We start from the raw sequence: 21,289 nt of genomic DNA, 5'->3' as shown, positions 1-21,289 counted from the left end.
CTTGGTTTGCGCTCTATTTGGAACTATAGTTCCAAAATATAAGAACAACGCCGGAGTCCGTCATGCGTAGTGCCGCGCCATCCCTGCTCGCCCTGTCCCTGTTGCTCGCCGCTTGCAGCGAGTCGCCGCCGCCCGCGGCCGATCTGGACTTCCAGAAGCAGCTGCAGACCCGGCTGATCAAGGCCAAGCCGGGCGAGGTGATCGAGATTCCCGCCGGTACCTTTCAGCTCGATCGCGGCTTGAGCCTCAAGGTCAGCGGCGTGACCCTCAGGGGCGCCGGCATGGATCGCACCATCCTCAACTTCAAGGGGCAGAAGTCCGGCGCCGAGGGGCTGCTGGTGAACGCCTCGGACTTCACCATCGAGGACCTGGCCCTGGAGGACAGCAAGGGCGACGCGCTCAAGGTGGTCGGCGGCAGGAACATCATCATCCGCCGCGTACGCACCGAGTGGACCAACGGCCCGGCCACCGAAAACGGCGCCTACGGCATCTACCCGGTGCAGACCGAGAACGTGCTGGTCGACGGCGTGGTGGCCATCGGCGCCTCGGACGCCGGTATCTACGTCGGCCAGTCGCGCAACGTGGTGGTGCGCAACAGCCGCGCCGAGCGCAACGTCGCCGGCATCGAGATCGAGAACACCATCGGTGCCGACGTCCATGACAACCTCGCCACCGGCAATACCGGCGGCATCCTGGTATTCAACATGCCCAACCTGCCGCAGCCGGGGCATACCACGCGGGTCTACCGCAACAGGGTCGAGGGCAACAACCACAAGAACTTCGGGCACAAGGGCACGCCGGTGGCGAGCATTCCGGCCGGCTCGGGGGTGGTGATCAACTCCAACGACCAGGTGGAGATCTTCGACAACGACATCGGCGAGCACCGCACCGCCAACGTCATCGTCAGCAGCTACTTCAGCACCGGCTACAGCGACCTCTCCACCGAGGAGGATTTCGACCCCTATCCGGAAGCCATCCATATCCACGGCAACCGCTTCGGCCCGGGCGGCGACAGCCCGGACAACCTCGAGCTGAAGGCGCTGAAGCTGGCCAAGTTCGGGCTCAACGGCCGTCTGCCGGACATTCTCTGGGACGGCTACGTCAACCCGGACAAGCTGGTGGACGGCAAGCTGCCGGCCCAGCTGGCGATCTGCATCGACAACGGCGACGCCGGCATCGTCAACGTCGACGGCCCCGGCGGCTACAGCAACATCAGCACCGACATGGCGCCGCACCGCTGCGAACTGCCGCGCCTGCCGGCGGTGGAGCTGCAGGCGGCGCTGGCCGAGGCGGGCGAGGACGCATGATGCGTGGCTGGCTGGTGATCGCCGCACTGCTGCTCGGCGCCTGCGAGCAGCAGCGGGCTCCGCTGCATCTGCCCAGCGGCGAGGACTATCCCGAGCTACTCAGCGCCTGGGGCGTACTGGAGCAACGCGACGGCCGGCTGCAGCCGGCCGCCGGCGTGCTGCCCTACGACCTCAATACGCCGCTGTTCACCGACTACGCGCACAAGCTGCGCACCCTCTGGATGCCCGCGGGCAGCCAGGCGCAGTACGCCGAGGCGCGCTTCGACTATCCCGTCGGCACCGTGCTGAGCAAGACCTTCTACTACCCGCGCGATGCCCAGGGCCGCCTGCTGCGCAGCGAGCAGCAGGGCGCCGAGGCGGTCGAGCTGAAGCGGGTGCGGCTGATCGAGACGCGTATCCTGCTGCGCCAGGAGCAGGGCTGGGTGACGCTGCCCTATGTGTGGGACGCCGCCCAGCGCGAGGCGACCCTGGACTGGGCCGGCGCCAGCTTCGATCTGCGACTGCATGACGAGCGCGGCGAGGTGCTGGCGGTCGACTACCAGGTGCCGGATGCCAATCAGTGCGCCGGCTGCCACGAGGAGCAGGCAGGCAAGGGCGTGGCGCCGCTGGGGCCGAAGGCGCGCCAGTTGAACAAGGATTTCGCCTACGCCGAGGGGCTGGCCAACCAGTTGCAGCGCTGGCAGGCCGCGGGCCTGTTGCAGGGGCTGCCGCGCGACCTGGCCGAGGTGCCGCAAAACGCCCTGTGGGGCAAGCCGCGTGCGGGGGAGGGGGTGCAGGCGCAGGCGCGCAGCTACCTGGACGCCAACTGCGCGCACTGCCACAACCGCGAGGGGCCGGGGCGCACCTCCGGGCTCTATCTCGACCCGGATACACCGCTGGGCATCGCCTATGGCCTGTGCAAGCAACCGGTGGCGGCGGGCAAGGGCTCCGGCGACCGCCTGGTGGATATCCACCCCGGTGCGCCGGAGAAATCGGTGCTGAGTTTTCGCCTGCACAGCACCGACCCCAGCATCATGATGCCCGAGCTGGGCCGCTCCAGTGTCCATCGCGAGGGGCTGGAGCTGATCGACCGCTGGATCGCCAGCCTGGACGGCGAATGCTGAACCGTTACAGCTGGCCGGCCTGCCACTGCGCCTCGCGGTTGGCCAGGGCCGCGGCGATATCCTCGATGCGGTCGGAGGCGATGCTCTCCGGCAGCGGGTCGAGGCCGACGCTGGCGAACAGCTGACCATAGCTGTTGCGCAATTCGGCATAGGCCAGGTCGCGGCGCAGGTCGGCCTGCAGGGTGTTGAGCTCGCCCTGGATCAGCTCCAGCTCGCCGATGCCCTGAGCCTGGTAGCGGTTGCGCAACTGCTCGACGATCTGCCCGTCGAGGCCGGCCAACTGCTGGCTGGTCTGGAACTGGCGCTGGGCCTCGCGGAAATTGGCGTTGGCCACATGCAGTTGCGCCAGGATGGCCATCGACATCGCCTGGCGGCGGGCATCGGCCACGTCCTGACCTGCCTTGGCCACGTCGATGGCAGCCGGCGCGGAGAGCACGTTGAACAGGTTCCAGGTGACCTTGACGCCATAGTCGGCCCAGCTCTGGTTGACCAGGAAGGAGTTGCTGTCGTAGTGGCCGCCGGCGGAGAACTCCAGGCCCGGCAGCAGGCGCAGCATGGCCTTGCGCGTTTCCGCGGCGCTGATACGTGCCTGGTAGTCCTGTTCGCGCAGCTCGGGGCGGCTGGCCAGGGCCTCCTGCTCGAGCAGGTCGAACTCGACCTTGAGTTCCGGCACCTGATAGCCGGCATCGGGGGCCAGTTCGACCTCGGTGCCCAGGGGCAGGTTGATTAGGGTGGCCAGTTCGGTCTTGGCCAGCGACAGCGCGCGGCGCTGCTCCTCCAGCTGGCGGGTGGCCTCGATCAGGGCGCGCTGGTAGCTCAGTGCCTGGATCGGATCGCCGATACGCTGCTCGCTCAGGCGCTGGCTGTTGTCGCGGGCCTGGGCCACGCGGGTCATGAGGCTGTCGATCTGACTCAGCAGGCGGTCGGCGGCCACGGCGCGCCAGTAGGCGGAGCGCACGTCCTGGATGATGGTGTGCACCACCTTGCGCCGGCGCTCCTGCACGATCAGGCGCTGGTCGCCCTGCTGCTTGGCGCTGACGTAGCTGACGCCGAAGTCCAGCACGTTCCACACCATGGTCAGATCGGCGACGCCGCGGTCGCGATCCTGCGAGGTGGAGGGTTCCAGCGACTGGGTACCGGTCTCGACGCTCTGGCTGCTGGAGGCGCTGACGTTGCTGCGCCCGGCATAACCGGCCGACAGCGCCATGCGCGGCAGCATGTCGAAGCTGGCCAGGTCGACCTGGCGCTGGGCCATGGCTTCTTCCATCAGCTTCAGGCGCGCCTCGAGGTTGTACTTCACCGCGCGGGCCATGGCTTCGTGCAGGGTCAGCGGGCCGCTGAGCGGCTCCTGATCGGCGAACATGGCCTGCAGGTCGCTCTGCGCCCGCTGCTCGCTGGCACTGCGTTCGATGGGCTGGCTGGTCACTGCGCAACCGCTGATGGCCAGGCTCAGTAGGCTGACCGCGAATAGTGTGTGGCTCTTCTTCATCCTTGGGCCGCCCCCTTGTTACGGCACCGACTCACTGGTTTGTCGTTGTTATGCGTTGTGGATCAGGCCGGCGGCTGGGCCGCCGCGACCTCTTGCAGGGCATGGGCCAGTTCGCGCAGCTGACGCTGTTCGCCCTCGCGCAGGTCGTGCAGTTGCTGGCCCAGCGTCGGTGCGCCGAAGATGGCACCAGCGCTGCCGCCGCCCCATTTCTTGCCGTCGAAGACTTCCAGCGGCTCGCTCTCCTGCAAGGCGTCGCTGCCGAAGATGCTGGACAGGCTGCTGGAACCGAACACGCCGCCATCACCGCCGCCGAAGCCGAGGAAGCCTCTGCCCGAGCCGTCGCCGCCAGCATCGCTGGAACTGGCGAAGACCTGTGCGATGTAGCTGGGTGCCAGGACGTTCTGGTTGATGAAGATATTGCCCAGGGTCGGAATGCCGCTGCCCAGGGTCGGTACCTCGAACAACGGCGGCGGCAGCAGCGGCGAGGTGCTCAGCGCCGGCGGCAGGCTCGGCAGGACGGGCTGCGGCGACGCGCTCGGGATATCGACGACGTTGCTCGGCGGATTGACGCGGAACTCCGGATCGCCTTCGCTTTGCGCCAGGCTGTAGGCCTGCCCGACCAGGCCGGTGACGAGCAGGTTGCCGGCGGCATCGGTGATGGCGCTGCCGTTGGCGTTCAAGGCCAGCGCCAGGGTGCCGCTGCCGGCCACGTTGGTGACGGTGATCTGGAAGGTACGGCTGTCGATCTGCACCAGGCTGCCCAGGGTACCGCTGGCGTTGCCGCTGGTGACCAGGCTGAAGTCGCCGAGATCCACGCCGCTTACGGCCTCGTTGAAGATGACAGTGTAGCGCAGGCTACCGGCATTGGTCTGCGCATGGGCGACCGCGATGATGGCGCTGGCGCTGGGCGCGGTGGTGTCGACGATCACGCCGCTGCTGTCGCCGACATTGTTCAGCGCCAGGGTCAAGGCATTGCCGCTGGCGTCGCGCAGGGTCGCACCATTGCTGAGCAGGCCGCTGACGGCGATACCGTCGGCGTCGTTGTCCCCGGGCCGGACGCTGTACTGGAACACCAGGGTTGCGCTGCCTGAGCCGGCCACGTAATCGGCGAACACCGTGCTGCCGCCTATGTCGATGGCCAGGCGCGGGGTGCCGTTGACGATGACGGTTTCGCTGACGTTGACCACGAAGGTCAAGGTGTCGCCGGCGTTGTACTGCACCCCCACCGGCACGCTGACGCTGGCGACAGTGGGGACCACGCCGTCGACGACGATGTCGTGTTGCCCGGCGATGGAGTCGACACTGCCGGTGGCCGGCAGGCTGAGGATCGCGTCGCTGTTGCCGGCGTTGCGAATGCTGCCGCCGTTTAGCGTCAGGGCCGCGCTGGACTGATAGTTCAGGTCGGCGCTGAGATCGCCGGCTTGCACGGTGTAGCGGAAGGTCAGGGTGTTGCTGCCGGAGCCGGAGACGAATACCGCGGTGCGGTCGATCAGACCGGTTTCCAGTAGCAGCGTGGGCACGCCCCCGGCAGTGTCGACGATCACCGCCTGGTCAAAGGTGACGGTCAGGTTGATGACATCGCCTAGCTTGTAGCTGCCGTTCGGGTTGAGCACGGCGATATCGGTGATCACCGGATTGATCGGGGTGACGGTGATGGCCAGGGTGTCGGTATCCGTCTGGGCGCCACCTGCTCCACTATTGCCCAGGTCGCTGGTGCTGATCTGGATGCTGGCCGGACCGCTGAAGGCGGCGGTGGGGGTGAAGAGCAGGCCGTTCAGCGCATTGTTGATCGCCGTCAGGGTACCGGTGAACGTCAAGGTGGCATCGGCCGTACCGTCGCCAGCGGTGAAGCTGAGTCCGGCGAGGTTACCCAGGGTGAGCAGGCCATTGCTGGCGGTCAGGGTGACTTGCAGGTTGCTGCTGCCAGCGTCAACATCGGCGATGCTGATGAGGTTGCCGTTGCCAGCGTTGAAGACCAGGCTGCCGCCCTGAGCGAGGCTCTGCGGAGCGGGCAGGTTGTTCACCGGCGCGTCGTTGCTCGCGGTTACCGCCAGGGTCAGCGTGGCGCTGTCGGTTTGCCCAGCGCCGCTGCCGCTGTTGCCGCCGTCGTCGATAGTGACGGTCAGGGTAACGTCGGCGGTGGCGTTGCCGGCCGTGGTGAAGCTGACGCCGGCGGCGGCGATGAAGGCATTGATATTGGCAATGCTGCCGGTCAGGGTCATGGCGCTGGCGGTACCGCCGACGCTGACGCCGCTGCCACTGGTGGCGCTCAGGCTGCCGCTGGGGACCGATAGGGTGACCGTTACCGGCGAGGTGCCGGCATCGACGTCGCTCAAGCTGATGCCGATCAGTGCGCTGGGTACGTCTTCGCTGATGGCGATGGAACCGGAAGCTGTGATCGTCGGTGCATCGTTTACCGCCACGACGGAGACGCTGGCCGCGATGTTGCTGGCGCTGGTGTCTACGCCGCCATTGGCGGTGCCGCCGCTATCGGTGATGCTGGTCAGGGTGACCACGCGGTTGCCGCCGCTGGGTGCCTCGCTGCTGTTGCGGTAGCTCATGCCATCGATCAGCGCCTGGGCGTTGGCCGCGCTCAGGCCGCCTGCCTGGATGAGGGTGAGGGTGGCGGTGCCACCGCTCAGACTGACGCTGTAAGTGATCGAGTTGCCGCCGCTGGTGATGCCGCTGTTGCCATTGCTCAGGCTGATCGCGGTGCCGTCGATAATCAGGATCTCGCTGGCACCGTTGACCAGGTTGGCGACGGTCAGGGTCAGACCGGTGATGCTCTGGCCGGCCTCGATAGTGTCGATGATCACGCCGCTGAACAGGTCGACGGCGCTGCCGTTCTCGGTATAGGTGGGCGTACCACCGGTAGCGACGAGGCTGGGCGCGTCGTTGATCGCGGTGATATTGAGGCTGGCGGTCTGGGTGGCATTGGCGCCGGCGCCATCGTTGAAGCGGATGTCGAGGTCGACGCTACTGGTCGGGGCTTCGCTGGTCGAGCGGTAGGTCAGCTGGCGCAGTACTGCATTCACGTCGGCCCGGGTCGGAGTTTCGCCGTTGGCGTTGGTGAAGGCGATGGTCAACTGGCCGGCCGTGGCGGTATTGAAGCTGGCGATGATCTGGCCATTTTTCACCAGGTTGTTGCCGGAGAGGCTGATGCCGTTGCCAGCGTTGAAGCCGAAGCTGTCGCTGGCCAGGGCGCCGCCATTGCGCACGATCACCAGCGAGGCGCCGTGGTAATCGCCGTTGCCGCCATTGAGCAGGTCGAGGTCGTCATCGCTCATGCTGGCATCGCTATCGATCACGATGGCGCTACCGTTCTCGACAAAGGTGCCGCCGCCATTGACGCCCGTCAGCACCGGTACGGCATTACCTTCTACCGCGCCGATATCCACGGTAGCGCTGACGCGCTGATCGCCATTGGCATCGACTGGCAGTGCCTCGGTGGTATTGCCGTCGCCGTCTAGGTCGAAGGCATCGGCGGGCAAATTGGCATTGCTACCGGCTTCGAGCAGCGCACTGCCGGTTTGCGGACGGTGGGTTTGTATGGCACTGCCGTTGTAGTTGGCCAGGTTGCCCAGTAACAGGTTGCTGGTGCCCTGGTTGTTCAGGCTGCTGTTATTGGTAGCGATAGCAACGTTGCTACCAAAATAACTGTTGGTGGCAGTTTCGATAGTGCCGCCGACATCGTCTGCCGTGCCGCCAGTCGCCAGGGGTGAACCACTGACACCTGCTGTCGCACCGGCACCGGAGGTATTGCCCGCAACCACGGTATTCACAAAGGTATCGTTGCCATTGGCGTGGACACCGCCACCTGCGTCGGTTGATGCGTTTCCTACAATGGTGCTGTTGTAGATGAAGGCTGTGCCGGAGGTGATCCTGAGGCCGCCGCCGAGGGATGTTGCTCCTGTAGCGGCATTGCCGCTGATGGTGCTGTTGATAATAGTCAGGCTGCCAGTAGCGCCATACTGGATACCGCCGCCATGCGCGCTAGCACCGGTGGTGGTATTGCCACTGACAGTGCTATTGATGAGGTTAAGTGTGCCGCCGGAGCCCACAATGCGTATGCCGCCGCCGAAGGTGCTACTGGTGTTGCCGCTCACGGTACTGTTGATCATGGTGAGGGTTGCACTGGCACCATAAACACCGCCACCGCCCAGACCCGCATCGGTACTGTTGGTGAGGTTCGAGTCGCGCACGGTGACGCTGGAGCTGAAACCTATCTGGAGCGCTCCGCCACCGCCTGCGGTTGAACCCTGGGTCAGGGTCAGGCCCGTTATCTCAACACCACTCAGGCTGTTACTAATAGCCATCACCCGACTGGCGTTGTTGGCGGAGATGGTTACATCGGCCACGCCGTCATCATTCAGGTCGCCATCAAGCTTGATATTGGAATAGTTGATCTGGAGTTGGGTGCCATTGAGGGTGATGCTTCCACCCTGGTTACCGGCTGTGCTTGCGTCCAGGTCAAAGGTAATAGTGTCGCCTGCGCGTGCCCAATGCAGTGCCTCGCGCAGGCTCAGGCCGCCGCCGTCTGCCTGGTCGGCGGCAAAGCTGCCGCCTGCGCTTGCGTCGTCGCCGGTATCCAGGTTGGAGGTGACGAGCAAGGTGGCGTTGTTGACGGTGATCGCCAGGTTATCGCTATCCACATTGCCGACAGTGTCGGTGGTCTGGATGCTGAGGGTCTGGACGCCCGCGCCGTTGGGGGTGTAGGTCAGCCCTTGCAGAGCGGCATTCACTTCAGCCGCCGTGCCGGTGATGGTCACGGTGCCTGTGCCGTTGTTAATGATTCCCGCCGTGCCGCCGGAGGTGGCGGTCAAGGTGCCGCTGCCGACGGAGATGACGACCGTCAGGTTGCTGCCATCGCTCACCGTGATCGCATTGCCGTTGCCGCTACTGAATACCAGCGGGGTAACGGTATCGGTGATTTGCCCGACGGGCAGGCTGTTGACGGGGGCCAGGTTATCAATGGCGTAGTTGTTGGAATCGCTGGTGCCGCTGCCGGCGTTACCTGCCGCATCCACCACGCCGGTTTTATTCAGGGTGATCAGGTTGCTGGCATTTTCCACACTGGCATTGGGGGTGAGGGTTGCAGTCCAGGTGATGCCGCCGTCGGCGCTGGTGAGGTTGCTCAGCACAGCGCTGGCGACGGTGAAATCATTCGCCGCAAGGCCGGTCACCGCTTCGCTGAAGGTGATGGTCACCGTAGCGGTTTCGCCCGCTGCCAGTGCGCTGTCGCTGACGACGATGCTGAGCGCATCGGGGCGCAGGGTATCGATCTGGTAGTTGTTGGAATCGCTGGAGCCGGTTCCGGCGTTGCCTGCCGCATCCTGCACGCCTGTGTTGTCCAGGGTGATCAGGTTGCTGGGGTCTTCCACAGCGGCATCGGGCGTCAGGGTGGCGGTATAGGTGATGTTGTCCGAAGTGAACAGATTGCTGAGGCTGCCGTTGGCGACGATGAAGTCGGCCGTGGTCAGCCCGGTCACCGCTTCGCTGAAGACGATGGTCACCGTGGCGGTTTCACCGATGGAGAGCGCGGTGTCGCTGACCACGATGGTCGCCGTCGGGCGTTGGCTATCGATGGCGTAGTTGTTGGAGTCGGTGGTGCCGCTGCCGGTGTTGCCTGCCAGGTCGATTACCCCGGTGTTGTCTAGGGTGATCAGGTTGCTGGAGTCGGTGACGTTGGCGCTCGGCGTCAGGGTAGCGGTGTAGGTGATGTTGTCCGAGGTGAACAGATTGCTGAGGCTGCCGTTGGCGACGATGAAGTCGGCCGTGGTCAGCCCGGTCACCGCTTCGCTGAAGGTGATGGTCACCGTGGCGGTTTCGCCGACAGCCAGGGCAGTATCGTCGACCAGGATGCTGGCTGTCGGGCGTACGCCGTCTACCACCAGTGCCTTGTTGGCACTCAGGGAGCCAGCGGTGCCCTGGGTCGGCAGGGTCAGAACGGCATTGTCGGCGGTAGCGTTCTGGATGGTCGCGCCGTTGAGTGCCAGGGCTGCCGTGGACTGGTAATCCAGGTCGGCGCTGAGGTCGCCGGCCTGTACCGTGTAGCTGAAGGTCAGGGTGTTGCTGCCGGAGCCGGACACATAGGTCGCGATGCGGTCGGTCAGACCTGTCTCCAGCAGCAATGTGGGCGTGCCGCCAGTGGTATCGACCGTCACCGCTTGGTTGAAGGTGGTGGTGATGGTGATGGTATCGCCCGCTTTGTAGCTGCCATCCGGCGTGGAGGCGCTGACATCGGTTATCCGCGGGTTGAGGCTGTTGACCGTGATAACGAGCGTGTCGCTGTCGCTCTGTGCACCGCCGCTGCCGCTCCAACCCTGGTCGTCAGTGGTGATCTGGAGACTGGCGGCACCGTTGTAGCCTGCGGTGGGGCTGAAGGTCAGGCCGTTCAGGGCGTTGTTGATGTCGCTGATGCTGCCGCTAAAGGTCATGCTGGCGTCAGCAGTACCATCGCCCGTAGTGAATGTCAGGCCCGTGGTGCCGCTGAGTGTCAGCAGACCATTGCTGGCGCTCAGCGTCACTTCGACGGTGTTGGAACCGGCATCCACGTCGCCGATGCTGATCAGGTTGCCGTTGCCGCTGCTGAAGACCAGGCTGGCATCCTGATCGACGTTCTGCGCGCCGGGCAGCGAGTTGACCGGGGCATCGTTCACCGCGCTGACATCCAGGGTCACCGTGGTGCTGTCGGTTTGTGCACCACCGCTGCCGGTGTTGCCGCCATCGTCGATCTCGATGGTCAGCGTGACGTCCGAGGTGGCGTTGCTGGCGGTGGTAAATACAACACCAGCAGCGGAGATAAACGTGTTGATATCGCTAATGCTGCCGGTCAGGGTCATGGCGCTGCTGGTGCCGCCGACGGTGACGCCTGCGGCGCTGGTAGCGCTCAGGCTGCCGCTGGGGACCGACAGGGTGACTGTCACCGGGGAGGTGCCGGCATCGACGTCGCTGAAGCTGATACCGGTCAACGCGGTTGGCATGTCTTCGCTGACGATTATGGAGGCTGGGGCCGTAACGGTCGGTGCATCGTTGACGGCGCTGACCACGATGTCGAAGGTATCGCTAACGCTGCCGCCATTGCCGTCGCTGGCGATCACCTCAATGCTCAGCGTGCCGGCATCGGCGTTGCCTGGCGTGCCGCTGAATGTCCGGGTGAGTGCATCGAAGCTGAGCCAGGCGGGCAGGGCGCCGCCGCCGACCAGTTGTACGCTGTAGCTCAGGGTGTCGCCGGCATCCATGTCGTTGAAGGTGTTGGCGGCAAACTGGAAATTGAAGGCCGTGTCTTCGCTGGCATTCTGGTTGGCAATGGCATTGGCCAGCGTGGGGGCGTCGTTGGTGTTGGCCACCAGGATATTGAAGGTGTCGGTAACGCTGCCGCCATTGCTGTCACTGGCGATGACATCGATGCTCAGCGTGCCGACATCGCCGTTGCCCGGCGTGCCGCTGAAGGTACGGGTGACTGGGTCGAAGCTGAGCCAGGCGGGCAGGGCGCCGCCACCGGCCAGTTGCGCGCTGTAGCTGAGGGTGTCGCCGGCATCCACGTCGTTGAAGGTGTTGGCGGCGAACTGGAAGCTGAAGGCCGCTTCCTCGGTGGCATTCTGATTGGGGATCGCGTTGGCCACGGTGGGGGCATCGTTGGTATTGGCCACGACGATGTCGAAGGTATCGGTAACGCTGCCGCCGTTGCCGTCGTTGGCGATGACATCGATGCTCAGCGTGCCGACATCGGCATTGCCCGGCGTGCCGCTGAAGGTGCGGGTGGCGGCATCGAAACTGAGCCAGGCGGGCAGAGCGCCGCCGCCAGCCAGTTGCGCGGTATAAGTCAGGGCACCGCTGACATCCACGTCGTTGAAGGTGTTGGCGGCGAACTGGAAATTGAAGGCCGCATCCTCGCTGGCATTCTGGTTGGGAATCGCATTGGCCACAGTTGGGAGATCGTTGACCGGGGTGACATTGACCGTGACATCGGCATTGTTGCTGGTACCACCATCGCCGTCGCTGACGGTGATCCGCACGGTACGTGCTGCGCTACTGGGGTTATCGTTATTGCTGTTGGAGTAGGTCAGGTTGCGTACCAGCGCCTGAACGGCTGCGGGGGTGGCATCGCCGTCGAGTGTGATGACCAGGCTGTTGCCGGCAGTGCCACCTGCGTAGGTACCGATCTGCGTACCACCAAAGGTGATGGCCGAGCCGGATACGCCGATCTGGCCGGCGCCGGTACCCTGATTGCGGATGGACAGCACGTCCTCCGCTGCGACGCCGTTGCTGATGATCGAGACGGTGACATTACCCGTATCGAAGTTGGCCGAGTCGCTGTCGGTCACCGTGGCATCTGCGTTTTCGTCCAGCAGCACGGGGCTGCCACCTTCGACAAAGGTGGCGGAGTTGCCATTGAGGTTGTTGATGATTGGAGCGGAGTTTGGCGGATTGGTATCGCCAGTAAAATCGTCAATTGCCAAACCAAAGAAATCTGTAGAGGTAAGCCGTACCTCATCGACCCTGATACCTCCAAAGTTCAGGGTTGTAGTGCCCGTTGTGAATACCTGAGCAGATCCTACAAGTACCCCATTTAGATAGCCGCCTACGGTGACACTCTCGTTACCGCCCGGATTATCAATGTAGATACTGGTAAAGGTGAAATCTGCAAGGTCTGTGCGCGTAACGGTCACGCGCTCGGTAGTGCTGGTATTAAAGGCTGATGATAAAAGCGTCATGGCAGCAGAGCCGCCTGAGCCGAAATTATCAAATGCCAGTCCGCCCCCAGCAGCGCCACCGTCACCATCGGCAGTGAATGTATAGGTGTAAGACACACCGCCAAGCGTGCGGTCAAAGCTATTGCTAGTAGTGCCTGGGTTAGTAGTGAAATTATCACTGAAGGCTGCAAGTAAGCCCGAATATGAACCAATGTTCAGCGAGACAGTTTCCACACTTCCCCGAGTCGCTTCGAGTACCCAATCACCGCCTTTATCGGCGGCGCCAGTTGGGTCGGTCGAAGCGGCTATGTCGGCGCCGGTCGCCGCAGCCAGTGACTGGATGAAATTCACGCCACTGCCATCGGCCCCGACATGGCAGCCATACAACAAAATATCGCCGGAAGAGTTCAGGGCACTGCCAATATCTGCCAGCAGGGCGTTGTTGGCGGCGACGTAGGCATCGTCGATCCAGACGTTACCCAACTGCACTTTGCCGGCATCGCCATGACTGAACACGTGTATGGCATCGATGTCGCGACGTCCGTCCAGGTAGTCGGCGATTTGTCGTAAACCATCCTGGCTGCCATCCAGTACCACGACCTCGGTACCGGGTTTCAAGGCGGACACCAATTGCTGGTAATCCTTGACGCTGCTGTCGACGAATACCACCTCCTGGCGGTTGTCCGTCGTGCCGGCCGGAGTGGTGGCGAGGTTTTCGCTGCCGGTGTAGGTGTCCTGGCCGGAGGCCGGGGCGTGGGCCGCATCGGCGGAGGGCACGACAGTAGCCGTTTCTGCCACCGTGGCGGCGACTGCGCCGTCGAACAGCATGCGCGGTTCCAGCGCCATGGCCAGTGCGCTTCTGGCCGGCAGTTCGGCTGGTCGAGCGGTCGCAGTCTTTCTCCACCACATAGTGAACCTCCTACAGCATGCAAAATCGGGGAAAGCCGGGCTTTCACCTTGTTCCTGTTACCGATCCACAGAAGGGATCAGTTGCGCGATGGGAAGATGCCTTCCAGTGCAATGACGAAGTTGGTGCCGAGAAACGGGTTCAGTACCGAGATTGGCTGGCTACCACCCGAGGCATTGACCGTGACGGTCGGCGCCGGAACGTTCACGGCGGTGTTGAACGGAGCCAGCGTGGTATCGGCTGCTCCGGTGCAATACAGCGTCCCGGCTCGGCCGCCCGCTGCGATCGGTCCCAGCACGGTGGTCGTCCCCGGGGTGGATTGGGTGGTACCGGTGGTGGCGGCAGGGATAGCGACCTGCGCCGTAGCCGAACTCGCCGAGGCCGTCGCGACATGGTTGTGCATCGGCATCTGGTTGAGGGTCAGGGTGACGTTCTCGGTGCCCGCCATCTCTCCCTGGACGACCGTGCTCAGGCCCGGCCCCTGTCCCATGCCTACCGGGCTACGGCCGCGGTAGTCCGGCAGGCCGAAGGTGGTCTGGCCGTCGCCGCCGTAGAGGGTGCCCAGCAGTGCGAACAGCGCGTTGTTCTGCGCAATGCTCAGCAGCTGTCCTTGGCACATCGCCCAGCCCCTCGGCGCGAAGTTGAAACCGACCATGCGAATCTCGCCCAGAAATGGATCGCTCATTGCTGTATCTCTCCTTGATGAAGCCGCACTCGCGGCAGTGTTGTCGTGCTAGAGCTGGGTAGCGACGGTGCCATCGCGCTTCACATGAAAAATGGCCTGCAGCAGGTGGCGGTCGCCGTCCTCGTCCGGGCCGATGGGCGTCAGCATGACCTGCCACTCGGCGCCCTCAGGGCTGCAGAGCCGGTAACCGTGCTGGGGCAACTGGACGCCCGCGGGCTGGGCGAAGACGGCGTTGTAGCAGTGGTAGCGAGCGTTCATCGCGGCGCCTTCGGCCACTTCCAGCAAGGTGATGGCGAGCCCCTGACCCTCGTCCCAGCGCAGCCGCCAGTCCCGCTGGAGATGGCGCTCGAGCTCCGCGAAGCTCGGTACCAGGCTCATGCCGACACCGCCAGGGCAGGCGCTGGCGTGCGCTGCATCTGCAAGTAGATGTGATTGGAGCCGGTGACCCCGAATCCGCAACGCTCATACAGGCGTCTGGCTGGATTGGTCGGCTCGACGAAAAGACGGATGGTCTTCCCGGTGGCGTCCGCCTCGTCGGTCAAGGCGCGCAAGAAATGGCTGCCGATACCCTGGCCGCACCATTCGGGCAGCAGGGAGATGTCGATGAGATTGAGCGTGGTCGGGCCACGGAAGATATACAGCCGACCGATGGCGCATTCGCCCATGCAGATCAGCGAGAGAGCCGCGCCCTGATAATGCGCCTTGTAGTACTGGTGCTGGGCGGTGAACTGCTGGGCGAGGAAGGCGTCTTTGCTGGCCTTGTCCCAGGGTAGCTGCGCCACTTCATCGGCGCGGGTGCTGGCATACAGCGCCTGCAAGAACGCCAGGTCGGCGTCGGCGATGGGGCGGAGGTTCAACTCGAAAGTCGGCATGAGGTGAGCGTCCCTGCGGGTTGCCCCGCGTCGGGGCGGCCATTTGTTATTCATTTATACGGCGCTAGTCCGGCCGAGGTTAGCGAAGCTGCAGGCGGATCGCCAGTATTTACTGCCCCGGGCCGGTACTTTTGCCAAACGCTTGTATGGCCCGCGCGCGTTACAAGTCTATGCATCGCGCAAGCGCAGGCGCTCCAGCCTTGCGTAGGGCTCGTCCGCCCAGCGCTCGATCGCCGCGCGCAATGCCGCGTCCGCCGACTCGCGCTTGCCTTGACTGTCGGCGCTGAAGGACAGGCTCGGCTGCTTGGCATCGAAGGCGGCGACTTCCTGCAGGCGCGGCAGATCCGCGGCGTTCACGCCGACCAGCGGCGCCAGGCGTCCCCAGAGGGCATCGGGCAGTTCGCTGTAGTTGACCGGCACGCCGCCCAGTTGCAGGCACAGCTGCAGTCCGCCCTGGAGAATCCGGCCGATCATCCGGCAGGTGTGTTCCTGTGGCGACAACGGCGGGTCGTCCGGCCGCTCCAGTCCCGAGGGTCCGAGCAGGCCGGGAACGCGCTGCAGGCCGGGTTGGCGTAGCTGGGACACGGCGATTTCCAATGGGTCGCGATAGAGGAACAGGCGCGGCACCTGTGGATAGAGTGCCTGCAGGAACTGGGCCTCGAACAGATTCCAGGCATCCAGCTTGATCAGCAGGCGCTGCTCGTCGCCGCGCCGGCGCTGTCCGTAGGCCGACAGCAGGGCCGCGACCCAGCGTGGCTGATGCGCCGCCGCTTCGGGGGCGAGGTAATGGGCGCGCAGCAGGCGATCCAGCGGCGGCGGTTCGGACAGCACGATATTGGGCGCAAGCCCCGCCAGCATCTGCGCCAGCAGGGTGGAGCCGCAGCGCGAGGCATGGAAGATAAAGGCACTGGGCGCCAGCCCCGGGCTGATCGCCTGCCACGCCAGCAAGTCGTCCAGGCCTGTTTCGCGGCGTAGCGCCTGGTTGAAGGGCAGCCGCAGGGCCTGCTCGACATCGTCGCGAAAGAACGGACGGCTCAGCCGTTGCTCGCCGAACCAGCACCAGTCCACGCGCCACTGGCCGGCACTCAGCCAGGTGCGGATCGGCAGCCAGCCGGCGAAGTCCACGGCGCGATTCATGCTCGCCATTGATCGTTCCATGTCTGTTTGCCCTGGCGCATGGCGCGGCGCACCTCGGCCTCGGAGAACGGCAGACCGAGTTGCTCGCCCAGGCGCAGGGTGGCGTCGATGAAGTCCCGGGTATCGCTCAGGCTGCGCAGGTGTGCGGCCAGCTCCGGCTGCTGCGCCAGCCTCTCGCGCAAATCGGCGAAGGCCTGCTCCCCGCGGCTCGGGCGCAGCGCCGGGGTCTGCCCCAGGCCGCGCCCGATCGTCTCCAGCAGCCAGTCGCAGGGAGCGCAGTCGAGCACCAGGTGGATACGCGGCTGACGGCTGGGGTTGTCCACCCGATGCGGCCGCGACAGGTCGAGGAACCAGCATTCGCCGGGCTGCATCGGCACCTGCAGGCCGTCGAGGAGAAATTCCACCCCGGGCGGGCTGAGCAGCGGCACGTGCAGGCGCAGGTCGGCGTCGGGCTGGCCCAGGTCGGGGTCGCAGTGTTCGTGGATGCGCGCACCGGGGCCCAGGCGCAACAGGCGCACGCTGCGCAGCGGGGCGCGGAAGGCGGCGAGTAGCTGGTGCCAGGCCGTGTTTTCCTGCCACCAGGCGCTGGCTTGCGCGGCGCCGCGGCCGGGGGCCAGCGGCAGCGGTGCGTCCGCGGCGCCGATCAGCGTCACACCGCTCCAGTCGCCCTGGTAGTAGTCGCGGTTGAAGTGCTGCTGCCAGGCGTCGGGCTGCACCCGCGCGAGGGCGGCGAGCAGCGCTGCCAGTTCGATCTGCAGGGGCAGGCGCGAGCAGGCGGGGAGTGCGTGGTGGGCCATGGTGCTGTTCTCTATCCCTTTGAACAGGTGCTTAAAAACCGCTTTCGCGCACCCCCAGGGCGGCGACCCGGCGCCAGACGGCGGCGAGGATGGATTCGCGGCGGCCGTCGAGTATGGCCACGCCCAGTTGCGGTTGCGCCGGCGCCGCTAGCGCCTGTTGCGCGGTCAGGCGCACGCCGTACTGGGCCTGCAGCGGCTGTGCGCGTTGCTGCTCGTCGCGGCGCACGGCAATCGGCCCGCCGTGGTCAGAGGCCAGCGCGGGCTGGTCGAGGTAGGCGGCACCGGTGGCATCCACCTCGCCGAGCGTCACCGCCAGCGCCGGGCGCAGCGGGTCGGCGCTGGCGATAAAGCGGCCGCTGCTGCCGGGTTCGAGGCGCCACAACGACTCTTCGGCCAGGTAGCCGCGCAGGCGCACCTGCTGTTCGACCACGCGCAGCAACGGCTGCTGCGGCGACAGCCAGAGCCCGGGCGCCAGGTCTGCCGGCAGGTCGCGTATCAGGCCGTCGTGCGGCGCGCGCAGCTGCAGGCGCTGGCGCTGGGCGGCCAGGCCGCGGTATTCGGCGACGGCGGCGGCCAGGTTCCGTTCGAGGATGGCGCTGTCGGCGGCCGTCTCGCTACGCCCGGCCTGGCGTTTGAGCTGCAACTGGAGAATCGCGATTTCGCTGCGGACTATGGCCTGGCGCGAGTCCAGGTCGGGGGACTCCAGCTCCAGCAGCAGCTCGCCGCTGCGCACCGCCTGGCCGTTGCCGGCGTGCAGCTGCTTGAGGCGCGCCGCCAGTGGCGCATGCAGCGCGCTGACCCGGCTGGCTTCGAGCAGCGCCGGTACTTCCACGGCGCTGCGCCAGGGCACCAGCAGCACCGCCAGCAGGCCGAGCAGGACGGCGCCGACGCGCAGCGTCTTGCCCGGCTGCGCCTGCCCGCGGCGTTGCCACCACTCCTGCCACTCGCGCCAGATCGGCAGGCCGATGAACCAGGCCAGTTCCACCAGCATCAGGAAGATGCCCAGCAGCTTGAAGAACATGTGGTACACCGCCAGGGCGATGCCGAGGAACAGCGCCGCGCGCCACAGCCAGGCGCCATAGCCCCAGAACAGCAGCCGGCGCTGCATGGCCGGCGACCAGGGTTCCGGTGCGGGCTCGCCGTAGCCGAACAGCGCCTCGCGCAGACGCCAGCGGCACAGGGCGAAGGCGCGCCCCTGCAGGTTGTCCACGCCCCACAGGTCGCTGAGCAGGAAGTAGCCGTCGAAGCGCATGAAGGGGTTGAGGTTGATGATCAGCGTGGTGATCCAGGTGGCGCTGGCGAGCATGAAGGCGGCAGTGCGCAGCGGCCCGTCCGGCAGCAGCGACCAGGCCAGCAGGGCGAGTGCCGCCAGCAGCAGTTCGGCGAGCACGCCGCCGGCGCCGATCAGCAGGCGCGAGCGCCGCTGGTTGACCCGCCAGGCATCGCTGACATCGGTGTAGAACATCGGCAGCAGCACCATGAACGCCAGGCCCATGCTCTGCACCCGGCAGCCGGCGCGCTTGGCCATGTAGGCGTGGCCGAATTCGTGGCACAGCTTGGCGAAGGTCAGGGCGACGCCGAAGGCCAGCGCCCCGCCCAGGCTGAACAGGTGCGGGAAGGTGGCGATGAAACGATCCCAGTCGCGTGCCACCAGAAACAGGCCGAGGCCCAGCAGCAGCGGCAGGCCGATGCGCAGCAGGTTCGGACCATGGCGCTTCAGCCAGGGCCAGGTGCGGTCGAGGAAGGCGTCCGGGCGCCACAGCGGGATGCGGAAGAACAGGTACTGGTGCAGCAGGCTCTGCCACCAGCCCTGGCGCTGCTGCGCCGCCTTCTGTGCGTAGCTGCCGCGCTGCTGCGCGTCGGCGGCGCTGAGCAGGTCGTGGCCGGCGAGAAAGCGCAGCATCTCCTGCAGCTCGGCCTCGTCGAGCGGTGGGCCGGGTTCGGCGTTGGCCGCCGCGAGCACCCGTTCGGGATCGCCCAGCGGCCAGTGACGCAGCAGGCGAATGGCCGCGGCGCCGAGCTTGAAGTAGCGGCCGCGCAGCGGGTCGGCCAGGGTCCATTGCGGCGCGCCGTCCAGCGCCGGGGCGGCGCTGGACAGCTGCAGGTCGGGGCGCAGCGCCGGCAGGGCCATCTACAGGCCCAGGGTCTGGCGCAGCGCGGCCAGCGGCCGGCGCAGCAGGTAGAACGCCAGCGGCGCGCGTGCGCCATAGAGCTTGGCGGTGCCGCGCAGGCCGATGCGCGGCGGCGCTGCGCTGAATTCGGCGTCCAGGCGGTAGGCCAGCTGGCCGCCGGGCAGCGGCTGCGCCTCGTAGGCCTGGCGTTGCAGGCGCGCCTGGTGACGGTGCAGCGGGTCGCTGTCGAGGAACAGGGCGATGGCTGCGCCGGGCTGGAAGTCCAGCGCGTCGGCCACCGCCAGGTCGATGCGCAGTTCGGCCCGGGTCGGGTCGGCGATCTGCATCAGCCGCTCGCCGGTCTGCACCGGCTTGCCGGTCCAGCGCTGGGCGTCGGCGAACACCGCGATGCCGTCGCGTTCGGCGCGTACCTCGGTGCGCGCCAGCAGCTCCCGGGCGTAGTCGCGCTCGGCGCGTTTCTGTTCGACGCGGGCGGCAAACAGGTCGATGCGCGCGCTCGATTCGGCGTCGCTGAAGGCGCGCTGGGCGTTGGCCTTGAGCTCGGCCTCGGCCACCTGCAGGCTGCGCTCGGCGACGTCGGCCTGGGCGCGAATGGCAGTGGCGTCGAAGCGCAGCAGCACCTCGCCCATGCTCACCGCCTGGTTGGGCTTGACCAGAAACTCCGCAATCACGCCGTCCAGCGGCGCGGTTACCACCTGGCCGCCGAGCGGCACCACCTCGGCCGGCGCCAGCACCGACTGGCGCACCGGCAGCAGCAAGAGCAGCAGCACGGCGGCGGCCACGCCGAGCACCTTGCGCCGCGGCCAGCGCAGGCGCCACGGCTGACGCGGTTGCAGGGCCAGCCAGGCGTGGCCGTAGCAGTCGCCGAGCTGGCCGAGCAGGGCCTGTTCGGCCTCGCTCCAGGGCTGCTCGCGGGCGATCCACAGGCCGCCGAAGACCTGGCCCTGGCGATCCAGCAGCGGCAGCCAGAACACCGCGGCGGCCGACAGGCTCTGCCAGTCGGCGCGCAGCGCGGCGCTCAGCGAGTCCGTCGCGACCGCCTGGGCCTGGGTCGCGCGCCCCTGCTTGTGCAGCTGCGCGGCGGCGTTCTCGACGAAGGCGACGAAGGGCGCGTTGGCCTCCACCACGCTGATGGCGGTCAGCGCGCGCACCTTGCCGGCGATCAGCAGGGCGGCGTGGCGGTAACCGAACAGCGGCTGGGCATCGTTGACCAGGGCGTAGGCCAGTTGGTCGAGGGTGGCGGCGCCGCGGGCCTGGCGCTCCAGGCTGAGCAACTGGGCGACGATTCGCTCGGCCAGGCCCGGCGCCTGCGCGGTCATGGTGCCTCCGCGAAGCGCGCGCTGCCGCTCATGCCGGCCAGCAGACCCTGGGCATCCGCCGGCAGGCTGCCGATCAGCAGCAGGGTCTGGCTGCCTTCGTCGATGCGCGCGCCGAGGCGTTTGACGGCGGCCTGCAGCGGCTCGCCGGTCTCGTCCGGGACGAATGCGAAGGGCTGGCCGGGGGCGAGCCGGCCGAGCCAGGCCGAGGGCACCAGCAGGTGCACCTCCAGGGTGCGGTTGTCGACTATCTCCAGCAGCGGCGTGCCGCTGGCCACGCTCTCGTGCGGCTGGGCGCGGCGCTGCACCACGCGGCCGTTGAACGGGGCGACGACGCTGCAGCGCTTGACCTGCACCTGGTACACCTGGGCCTCGGCCAGCGCCTGCGCCTGGCGCGCCTCGGCCAGCGCCACCTCGAAGCGGCCGACCGAGTTGAGCGCGGCCAGCTGCTTCTTGTGGCTCAGTTCCTCGCGGGCGGCGCGGGCGGCGGCCTGGGCGGCATTGAGCTGGGCCTGGTAGGCGCTGCAATCGAAGCGCACCAGCACGTCGCCCTTGGTGAAGTCCTGGCCGTCGGCGAACGGCATCTCGACGATGCGCCCGGGCAGCTCGCTGGACAGCACGGCCTGATCGCGCGCGCGCAGCACGCCGCGCACCTGGCGTTCGCCGGCGTCCGGCGCAGCCGCGACGAAGGACTCCAGCAGCGGGTCTTCGGCCCAGAGCGGCGGGCTGAGCAGCAGGGCGAGCAGGCCGAGCAGGGGCAGGCGGGGTGAGTGGTGGCGCATTGGGCACGTCCTTGCGAAGAAGTGCTGGGAGTCTAAGGCAGAAGTCGTTTGCGGCAAATTGGCCGT

Annotated in this window: 12 protein-coding genes; 2 read left to right on the top strand and 10 right to left on the bottom strand. The window is 66.5% G+C overall.

From position 1 onward, the window contains the following. The first annotated feature begins 62 nt into the window (after window positions 1-62). Together EA796_RS14795 and EA796_RS14790 are read left to right on the top strand one after the other, a co-directional pair. Window positions 63-1,307 carry a parallel beta-helix domain-containing protein gene (locus EA796_RS14795; RefSeq protein ID WP_122109151.1) on the top strand — a complete coding sequence of 415 codons (1,245 nt, stop codon included), beginning with the start codon at window positions 63-65 and terminating at the stop codon, window positions 1,305-1,307. Then, window positions 1,304-2,410: an SO2930 family diheme c-type cytochrome gene (locus EA796_RS14790; RefSeq protein WP_122109150.1), complete on the top strand. Its 1,107-nt coding sequence runs from the start codon at window positions 1,304-1,306 to the stop codon at window positions 2,408-2,410. The genes EA796_RS14795 and EA796_RS14790 overlap by 4 nt, the downstream gene beginning before the upstream one ends. 4 nt (window positions 2,411-2,414) lie before the next feature. On the opposite strand, the gene EA796_RS14785 is transcribed toward EA796_RS14790, so the two are convergent. The 10 genes from EA796_RS14785 to EA796_RS14740 form a co-directional block, all read right to left on the bottom strand. Then, window positions 2,415-3,899 carry a TolC family protein gene (locus EA796_RS14785; protein WP_122109149.1) on the bottom strand — a complete coding sequence of 495 codons (1,485 nt, stop codon included), beginning with the start codon at window positions 3,897-3,899 and terminating at the stop codon, window positions 2,415-2,417. A gap of 62 nt (window positions 3,900-3,961) precedes the next feature. Further along, on the bottom strand, window positions 3,962-13,423 hold the full coding sequence (locus tag EA796_RS14780; RefSeq protein ID WP_158603100.1) for an Ig-like domain-containing protein: 9,462 nt from the start codon (window positions 13,421-13,423) through the stop codon (window positions 3,962-3,964). A gap of 158 nt (window positions 13,424-13,581) precedes the next feature. Then, window positions 13,582-14,187: a phage tail protein gene (locus tag EA796_RS14775; RefSeq protein WP_122109147.1), complete on the bottom strand. Its 606-nt coding sequence runs from the start codon at window positions 14,185-14,187 to the stop codon at window positions 13,582-13,584. 48 nt (window positions 14,188-14,235) lie between these two features. Further along, entirely contained in the window at window positions 14,236-14,565 is a 330-nt protein-coding gene (locus EA796_RS14770; protein WP_122109146.1) for a hypothetical protein, read from the bottom strand. Beyond that, window positions 14,562-15,059: a GNAT family N-acetyltransferase gene (locus tag EA796_RS14765; RefSeq protein ID WP_122109145.1), complete on the bottom strand. Its 498-nt coding sequence runs from the start codon at window positions 15,057-15,059 to the stop codon at window positions 14,562-14,564. Before EA796_RS14765 ends, EA796_RS14770 begins: the two co-directional genes overlap by 4 nt. Window positions 15,060-15,227: 168 nt before the next feature. Continuing rightward, the gene (locus EA796_RS14760; protein WP_122109144.1) at window positions 15,228-16,205 is read right to left on the bottom strand and encodes a sulfotransferase family protein; all 978 of its coding nucleotides are present in this window, start codon (window positions 16,203-16,205) and stop codon (window positions 15,228-15,230) included. Further along, window positions 16,193-16,993, bottom strand: a complete 801-nt coding sequence (locus tag EA796_RS14755; RefSeq protein ID WP_122109143.1) for an aspartyl/asparaginyl beta-hydroxylase domain-containing protein — start codon at window positions 16,991-16,993, stop codon at window positions 16,193-16,195. Before EA796_RS14755 ends, EA796_RS14760 begins: the two co-directional genes overlap by 13 nt. Window positions 16,994-17,024: 31 nt before the next feature. Beyond that, window positions 17,025-19,124, bottom strand: a complete 2,100-nt coding sequence (locus EA796_RS14750; RefSeq protein ID WP_122109142.1) for an HlyD family efflux transporter periplasmic adaptor subunit — start codon at window positions 19,122-19,124, stop codon at window positions 17,025-17,027. Beyond that, entirely contained in the window at window positions 19,125-20,444 is a 1,320-nt protein-coding gene (locus tag EA796_RS14745) for an efflux RND transporter periplasmic adaptor subunit (protein ID WP_122109141.1), read from the bottom strand. Then, window positions 20,441-21,223, bottom strand: coding sequence for an efflux RND transporter periplasmic adaptor subunit (locus EA796_RS14740; RefSeq protein WP_122109140.1), 783 nt, complete (start codon window positions 21,221-21,223; stop codon window positions 20,441-20,443). Before EA796_RS14740 ends, EA796_RS14745 begins: the two co-directional genes overlap by 4 nt. Window positions 21,224-21,289: the final 66 nt, after the last annotated feature.

Origin of the sequence: Pseudomonas sp. AOB-7 (assembly GCF_003696305.1) — a bacterium.
Classification (GTDB): domain Bacteria; phylum Pseudomonadota; class Gammaproteobacteria; order Pseudomonadales; family Pseudomonadaceae; genus Aquipseudomonas.
This window is presented reverse-complemented; position numbering and strand designations above follow the sequence as displayed.

What these genes read in the sequence shown, in the direction of transcription:
- EA796_RS14795 (WP_122109151.1), top strand. Translation starts at nt 63, where the DNA reads ATGCGTAGTGCCGCGCCATCCCTGCTCGCCCTGTCCCTGTTGCTCGCC.
- EA796_RS14790 (WP_122109150.1), top strand. Translation starts at nt 1,304, where the DNA reads ATGATGCGTGGCTGGCTGGTGATCGCCGCACTGCTGCTCGGCGCCTGC.
- EA796_RS14785 (WP_122109149.1), bottom strand. Translation starts at nt 3,899, where the DNA reads ATGAAGAAGAGCCACACACTATTCGCGGTCAGCCTACTGAGCCTGGCC.
- EA796_RS14780 (WP_158603100.1), bottom strand. Translation starts at nt 13,423, where the DNA reads ATGCTGTTCGACGGCGCAGTCGCCGCCACGGTGGCAGAAACGGCTACT.
- EA796_RS14775 (WP_122109147.1), bottom strand. Translation starts at nt 14,187, where the DNA reads ATGAGCGATCCATTTCTGGGCGAGATTCGCATGGTCGGTTTCAACTTC.
- EA796_RS14770 (WP_122109146.1), bottom strand. Translation starts at nt 14,565, where the DNA reads ATGAGCCTGGTACCGAGCTTCGCGGAGCTCGAGCGCCATCTCCAGCGG.
- EA796_RS14765 (WP_122109145.1), bottom strand. Translation starts at nt 15,059, where the DNA reads ATGCCGACTTTCGAGTTGAACCTCCGCCCCATCGCCGACGCCGACCTG.
- EA796_RS14760 (WP_122109144.1), bottom strand. Translation starts at nt 16,205, where the DNA reads ATGGCGAGCATGAATCGCGCCGTGGACTTCGCCGGCTGGCTGCCGATC.
- EA796_RS14755 (WP_122109143.1), bottom strand. Translation starts at nt 16,993, where the DNA reads ATGGCCCACCACGCACTCCCCGCCTGCTCGCGCCTGCCCCTGCAGATC.
- EA796_RS14750 (WP_122109142.1), bottom strand. Translation starts at nt 19,124, where the DNA reads ATGGCCCTGCCGGCGCTGCGCCCCGACCTGCAGCTGTCCAGCGCCGCC.
- EA796_RS14745 (WP_122109141.1), bottom strand. Translation starts at nt 20,444, where the DNA reads ATGACCGCGCAGGCGCCGGGCCTGGCCGAGCGAATCGTCGCCCAGTTG.
- EA796_RS14740 (WP_122109140.1), bottom strand. Translation starts at nt 21,223, where the DNA reads ATGCGCCACCACTCACCCCGCCTGCCCCTGCTCGGCCTGCTCGCCCTG.